At 62.3% G+C, this 6,000-nt stretch carries 6 protein-coding genes and 2 pseudogenes; 5 read left to right on the top strand and 3 right to left on the bottom strand.

The annotated features are described in order from the left end of the window. Together istB and ACWTU8_RS30665 are read left to right on the top strand one after the other, a co-directional pair. Positions 1-698: pseudogene (gene istB, locus ACWTU8_RS30670) on the top strand (IS21-like element helper ATPase IstB); the annotation flags it as partial. Between the two features lie 45 nt (positions 699-743). Continuing rightward, positions 744-1,616, top strand: coding sequence for a hypothetical protein (locus tag ACWTU8_RS30665; protein ID WP_455851084.1), 873 nt, complete (start codon positions 744-746; stop codon positions 1,614-1,616). A 138-nt stretch (positions 1,617-1,754) separates the two neighbouring features. Here the strand turns inward: ACWTU8_RS30665 and ACWTU8_RS30660 are convergent, their stop codons facing one another. Beyond that, positions 1,755-2,654 carry a DMT family transporter gene (locus ACWTU8_RS30660; RefSeq protein WP_455851083.1) on the bottom strand — a complete coding sequence of 300 codons (900 nt, stop codon included), beginning with the start codon at positions 2,652-2,654 and terminating at the stop codon, positions 1,755-1,757. Positions 2,655-2,889: 235 nt separating this feature from the next. Continuing rightward, positions 2,890-3,592 (bottom strand): annotated as a pseudogene (locus ACWTU8_RS30655) (phosphoribosyltransferase). Between ACWTU8_RS30655 and ACWTU8_RS30650 the strand changes: the two are divergent. The 3 genes from ACWTU8_RS30650 (at position 3,575) to ACWTU8_RS30640 (ending at position 5,717) form a co-directional block, all read left to right on the top strand. Beyond that, on the top strand, positions 3,575-4,093 hold the full coding sequence (locus tag ACWTU8_RS30650; RefSeq protein ID WP_455851082.1) for a hypothetical protein: 519 nt from the start codon (positions 3,575-3,577) through the stop codon (positions 4,091-4,093). The pseudogene ACWTU8_RS30655 and the gene ACWTU8_RS30650 sit on opposite strands and share 18 nt — an antisense overlap. A 156-nt stretch (positions 4,094-4,249) precedes the next feature. Continuing rightward, the gene (locus tag ACWTU8_RS30645) at positions 4,250-5,005 is read left to right on the top strand and encodes an aKG-HExxH-type peptide beta-hydroxylase (protein ID WP_455851081.1); all 756 of its coding nucleotides are present in this window, start codon (positions 4,250-4,252) and stop codon (positions 5,003-5,005) included. Between the two features lie 94 nt (positions 5,006-5,099). After that, entirely contained in the window at positions 5,100-5,717 is a 618-nt protein-coding gene (locus ACWTU8_RS30640) for a hypothetical protein (RefSeq protein ID WP_455851080.1), read from the top strand. Positions 5,718-5,743: 26 nt separating this feature from the next. Here the strand turns inward: ACWTU8_RS30640 and ACWTU8_RS30635 are convergent, their stop codons facing one another. Then, positions 5,744-5,920: a GTP-binding protein gene (locus ACWTU8_RS30635; RefSeq protein WP_455851079.1), complete on the bottom strand. Its 177-nt coding sequence runs from the start codon at positions 5,918-5,920 to the stop codon at positions 5,744-5,746. Between the last annotated feature and the right edge of the window lie 80 nt (positions 5,921-6,000).

Here is a 6,000-nt window from a genome sequence, read left to right as displayed (position 1 = left end):
CGAACAGGCCGACAAGGAAGGCTGGCCCGCCGCCCGCTTCCTCTCCGCGCTCGCCGAACACGAACTGGCCGAGCGCGATCGCCGACGTGTCGAGCGTCATCTTGCCGAAGGTCGCCTGCTGCCGGGAAAGACCCTCGACACCTTCGAGTTCGAGGCCGTGCCGATGATCTCCAAAGCCCAGATCATGGCCATCGTCGCTGGCGACAGCTGGCTGGAGAAGGGTGCCAATCTGCTGCTGTTCCGGCGGCGGCAAGAGCCATCTCGCCTCGGCCATCGGCCTGGCCCTCATCGAGAATGGCTGGCGGGTGCTCTTCACCAGGACCACCGACCTCGTCCAGAAGCTGCAGACCGCCCGCCGCAACCTGGAGCTCGAGAGCGCCCTGGCCAAGCTCGACAAGTTCGATCTCCTCATTCTCGACGATCTCGCCTACGTCACCAAGGATCAGGCCGAGACCAGCGTGCTGTTCGAGCTCATCAGCGCCCGCTACGAGCGGCGCTCTATGCTGATCACCGCCAACCAGCCGTTCGGCGAATGGGAAAAGGTCTTCCCAGATCCCGCCATGACCCTTGCCGCCGTCGACCGCCTCGTCCACCACGCAACCATCTTCGAATTGAATGTCGAGAGCTACAGGCGGCGCCAAGCCATCGAGCGAAAGCGAGGCCCGGGACGACCGGCTTCATACGCCACACCGGCCAATATCGCCGCGGATTGACGCGCCGCGACAAGCAAACCAAAAAAGCGCTTGCGCGCGTCAATCAACCCCGCGATCATTCCAACATCGCGGCACCAGATTCTCATCCAGATTGTCGCCCTTCTCATCAAAATTGTCCCGCTACAGCTGTCCGTCATCATGCTCTCCTTGCGCCGTGATCGGCACCTCGCGACAACCTTGCAGGGGGCGTATGCCGACTCAGATCTGGATCGCCCTTTCGAGATACCGGCAGAAGGCGTTGGCAAGCTGCATCTGCCGGGACGTCCGGCACTGCGCTTCGAAGACGGACGGCGATGCGACCAGCACGCAGATGCATTTGGCGCGCGAGGTGGCCACGTTGAGCCGGTTCAGGCTGTAAAGAAACTCCATGCCTCGCGGCGCGTCGGCATAGCTCGTGCTGCAGCCTTGGTGGCCCGGGACCGTCGCCGGTCCTGCGAAGCCAACTGCTGGGATGGCGCATCACATGTCCTCTTTGGGGTGACTTGCTTCGGGCAAAACGGCCGCGAACTCCCCTCCCCTTTCGGCCAATATTGCGTTGCGGCTCTGCGCGGCGAAAAGCTGCTCGACGATCAAGCCGAACGCGGCATCCGAACCTGGACGTCGCCGGTCGAAATCGCACGGCTTCTCCTGATGCGGCGAGTGATCTGGCCCCTTCCGCGCGAACATGAGCTTTGGCGCTATAGGGTGCTCGGCGCCATCATCCCCGATCTCGACCATGTCGTAGCTGCCGAACAGGAGAACCTGCCGACCCCTGCAAAGCCTATCCTGCCGCTTCACCTACGGCCGGCTCTGCTCGCAGGCGTTGCGATCGTCGAGTGTGCCGGTCCGGAAATGCTCCGGATGCTGCGTGGCCACATGATGGGTGACAACAAGGTCCGGTTCACTGACGCGCCGAGAACATGATCGCTCGGGCCGGCAAGTTGCGAGCTTCTGGGCAAATGCAGTTAATTTGAGAATCTGGCTGCGAGGATTCTCACGGTTAAGTGCCCAATCTGGACAAAACCGCCGCATTCTTGCGTTTAAGTGCCAAGCGACACCCGGTCAGGGAGCGCCGCGCTTCAGCCGGTTCTCGCGGAAGAAGATGAACAGGCCGGCCGCGACGATGATTGCCGCGCCGGCGAGCATGGCGGGGCGTGGCACGTCGTCGAACACCAGCCAGCCGAAGATGATCGCCCAGATCAGGATCGTGTACTGGAACGGCGACACCGTCGCCGCGTCTGCTAGTTTCATGGCGCGGTTGACGCAGACATGCGCGACCATGGCGACGACGCCCAGCGCGCCGAGCAGCGCGAGGTCGAAGGCCGAAGGCTGCACCCAGCCGAACGGCGCGGTGACGACGCCGAGCAGGCCGGCGCCGACGATCTGCCAGAACACCAGCACTGTGTCCGGCGTGCCGCGCAGCGCCCGGCCCGACAACATCATGAAGGCGAAGCAGAACGAACCGAAGATCGAGATCAGCGCCGGCGCGGTAAGCGTCGCGGCGGATGGTTCCAGCGCGACGATCACGCCGAGGAAACCGACGAAGATGGCCGTCCAGCGCCGCCAGCCGACATGCTCGCCGAGCAGCAAGGGCGACAGCGCCGCGACATAGATCGGCGCGGCCAGCCAGTAGGTCATCACGTCAGCCAGCGGCAGATAGATGACGGCGAAGTAGAAGGCATAGACCTCGACCGAGGAGAGCAGGACGCGCAGAGCCTGCATGCCTGGCCGCTCGATCGCGACGAGGGGCCGGACGCCCATGCGCCAAAGCAACGGAGCCAGTACGATGAACGCGGCAACGCTTCGGATCAGCAGCACCTGGCCGACCGTATAGGTCGCGACCAGCCATTTGCCCATGGTGTCGTTGAGCGCGAACATCAGGACGCCGATCAGCATGACGGCGATGCCGAGGCGGGCATTCGGCGTATGCAGGACGGCAAAGGCGGGCGAGGCTGCGGTCATGCAACGACTCCCCAAGGCGCCTGACGTCGGGTGATCTGTTGGCAGAACATAGGTACCTCCTTTGCGAACCGAACGCCGCACATCGAGCCTAGCGCGGAAAGGAGCCTAGCGCGGAAAGCGCCGCGCCGTCGTGGCACACCGTTTCCTCTCGCCGCGCCGGCGGGGAATTTCCTTCTCCGCGCGAGAGACTCTCAAGGAGGCGGCAGGCCCTTTGCGTAACGATGACAAGGCGGGATCAGGCATCGGCCGGCAGCCAGCGGCCATCATCACCCCTAGCCAGAAGCGGCGTCGACAGTGCGCCGCGCACTCTGGCGGGAAAGGAGGCATCAATGTCCGCCAGGGCCGCGCGCCAGCGCTCGGTCTGCGTCATGGCAACGACGATGCCAGCGGGCTCGATGCCCGCCTTGGCCAGAAGCCGCAACACGGCAGTCATGGAACGGCCCGAACTCACCACGCCATCGACCACGATCGCGCGCCGGCTTTCGAGAACCCGAAGCATGCGCGGGTCGAGGAAGAGCATCTTGGCGTGTCCGGGGCTGGTGATCGACGACAGCGGCTCGGAGAGTTCGTCGCGATACCAGAATTTTCGCGATGTCCCGAGCGGAACCATGCGTGAATGGCCGAGCCGGCGCGCGACGCCCGCCGCCAGCGGCCGCCCGAGCGTCGGCACCCCGATCACGATGTCCGGCGCGACCTCCCCGCGCCAGCACGGCCATCGTGTCGGCAAGCGCATCCTCGACGACAAAGCTCGTCCGGTTGACGATCAGCGACGCAACGCCCGAACCGCCATCGCCGGGAAGCGCCCGGATCGGCAATGCGATCTGGCGGCCATCGGGAAGCGCCGCCGGGAAGAGTTCACGAAAGCCGGCTTCGTTTCGGGCCTCGAACGTACCCGCCGCTTCGATGCGCTGCCAGAAGTCGTGGGGTTCGAGCTGCATCGGGCGGATTCCTTCTTCGACGAACACCAACCGCCAAAGCTCGACTTCCTGATGCCTGACGCCCACCACCTACGTCCTCCTCCCGGACGAAACGGCCAGCCTGACATTTACGAATCTTGGCTCTGCGATGCCTTTGATCTTTGGCTCGATCAATATCCTCATCTTCCCGTGCGCACCTTCGAGGCGCTCCCCGATGCCGTCGCTGGCCTGCCGTCCACAACCGACGCTTTCGGTCTCGGTGATGTCAGCTTGAACAGCAGCGAGACTGACGGCAGTTATCACGATCTCGACGTTCTCAAGACTACCCGAGAGGGCTTGACCCAAATCGGCGGTACGGTGCGAGACACACCTATCGCAATGATTGCTGCGTCCGAACAGATCGAGGCTCATCGGCGACTGCTTAGCAAAGCCGGTCTGAGCGCTACGTGTCAGAACTGTCTGATCGTCGACATCTGCGGCGGTGGGTTCATTGCCCCATCGCTACGGCACCAACGGCTTTGATAATCCTACCGTCTATTGTGGCGAGATGACTGCACTCGTGAATCATGTTCGGGCGCGGCTCGATGGGCTGCTCACTCCCGGTCAGGGACGAAATGGCGAGTTGCCCGATGGCTCGATATCGAGCGCTTTGAACGAGCCGAACTCGGCCATGCCGAGATGGCCCAACTGTACGCGGATGCCCGGAATACGCTCACTCAAGAATTCGTTGCGGCGGTCGCCACCCTACCGGCGAGCGACGCACGAACGCTTGGTAAAGCGTTATCTTGGCTAAATCCAGAACATCTCGCCGAGCTCTGCCTGCAACCAGGAGCGGTTGCCCGGCAAAAAACGCTAACTGCTGCGGCTTCCGGCCGCGTAATCCATACGGTCGACGGCCAACCCGTTGTCGCCGAATCCTCGTATCTCTCGGACCTTCTTGAACGCTCCTCTAACGATCTGGAACGACTGGCCATCGGCGGCGCTGATCCTTGGCTCCGCATACCTTTCGGGGAGGCAATCTACTTTAAGGATGAAGACCTTGCCGCCGAAGCGCGGCCGGTGGTCAAGGAGGCCCTGGCCATCGTCGAGGGTTGGCGCCCCGCGCTGGCTGCGGAGATTCGTATGGCCTGCCGCGCCGTTCAGTTTGTGCGCGACCCTGTAGCTCATCCGGAAAAGATAATCTCGTTCAGCGACAATTCTGTGCCGGGCGCGCTTTACGTGTCGGTTTGGCAGGGAGATCGGTTGATCGATCCATATGATTTGGCGGACTCTCTAGTCCACGAGCATCGTCACCAAAAGCTCTACCTGTTGGAGCGCCTGTCTCCGACGGTCGAGCCCACTGATCTGACTGTGGTCTCGCCATGGCGCTGTGACTTTCCATTAAACCTCAAGAATCGGCTTGCAATGATATCAAGGCGTTACGCGGGCACATAATTCGATAATTGGCAGTTAATCATAATAATCGCTGCTTGACCTTGGCATTTAATGTGAGAATGATCGATCTCATATTTTTGCGCCGAGAGCCGCGATGTCCGAGCCGTTTGCCGAAGAAATCGATGACATTGATTGGGATGAGGCTTGCCGTAAGGCGGATGCGATCCGTGCGTTCCTGCGTCGAGTGTCCGGTCCCACAACGACAGGCCAGATACGAGAACTTGCCGACGAACTTCGGCTAAGCCAAGCATCGGCGTATCGCCTACTCAAGCTATTTCGAACGGGCGGGACCGTTCTATCCCTCGTCGGACGCAAGGCCGGCCGCCCCGTCGGCCACAGGGTTCTCGACGAAGCGCGCGACGCGATCATCAGGGCCGAGATCAAGCGCTTCTACCTGAAGAAGAACCGCCCATCCGTATCGGCCCTGGTGCGTGAGGTGAACGCAAGCTGTCGCGCGGCAGGCTTGGCGCCACCTCATCGGCGAACAATCGTTGCACGTATTGAAGACGTCGATCTTGCCAAGCGCGCCAAGGCGCGCGGGGAGCCGAAGATTGAGAAAGCGACTATTGCCGTTCCGGTGCGTGCGGCCAGGTCATTGGCGCATCGCAATGAAGGGAGCTCCGCATCCGCTTTCGAACGGCGCTCCCGGCCGGCACAAACCTGGCAGCCGCTTCCGGTCCGAGAAGCGCGTCCCGCCCGAAGATTTCCGTAAGCGTGTCGGTCGGCAGCTCGCCGCGCTTACCGATGAAGACGAGCTCGCTCTTCGATGTTCAACGCGGCGAAGTCGTTGACGAGTACTGCGAGCTTCTGCGGGGTCTCGCGCAGGATGTTGTTCAAAAGCGTCGTCTTCCCGGCGCCCAGAAAGCCGGATACGATCGTAACCGGCAATTGTTGCTCCTGTGCGAAATCCAACATCGCGGCGTATCCTCGGAGCCTGGGGCAACGGTTACGTCGTCGGTCGCCCACCACACTGTTCCTCGATGAAGTTTTTCACC

Source organism: Mesorhizobium sp. BHbdii (assembly GCF_053848045.1).
Note: the sequence above shows the minus strand (reverse complement) of the source record. Positions and strands in the feature narration are given on the sequence as shown.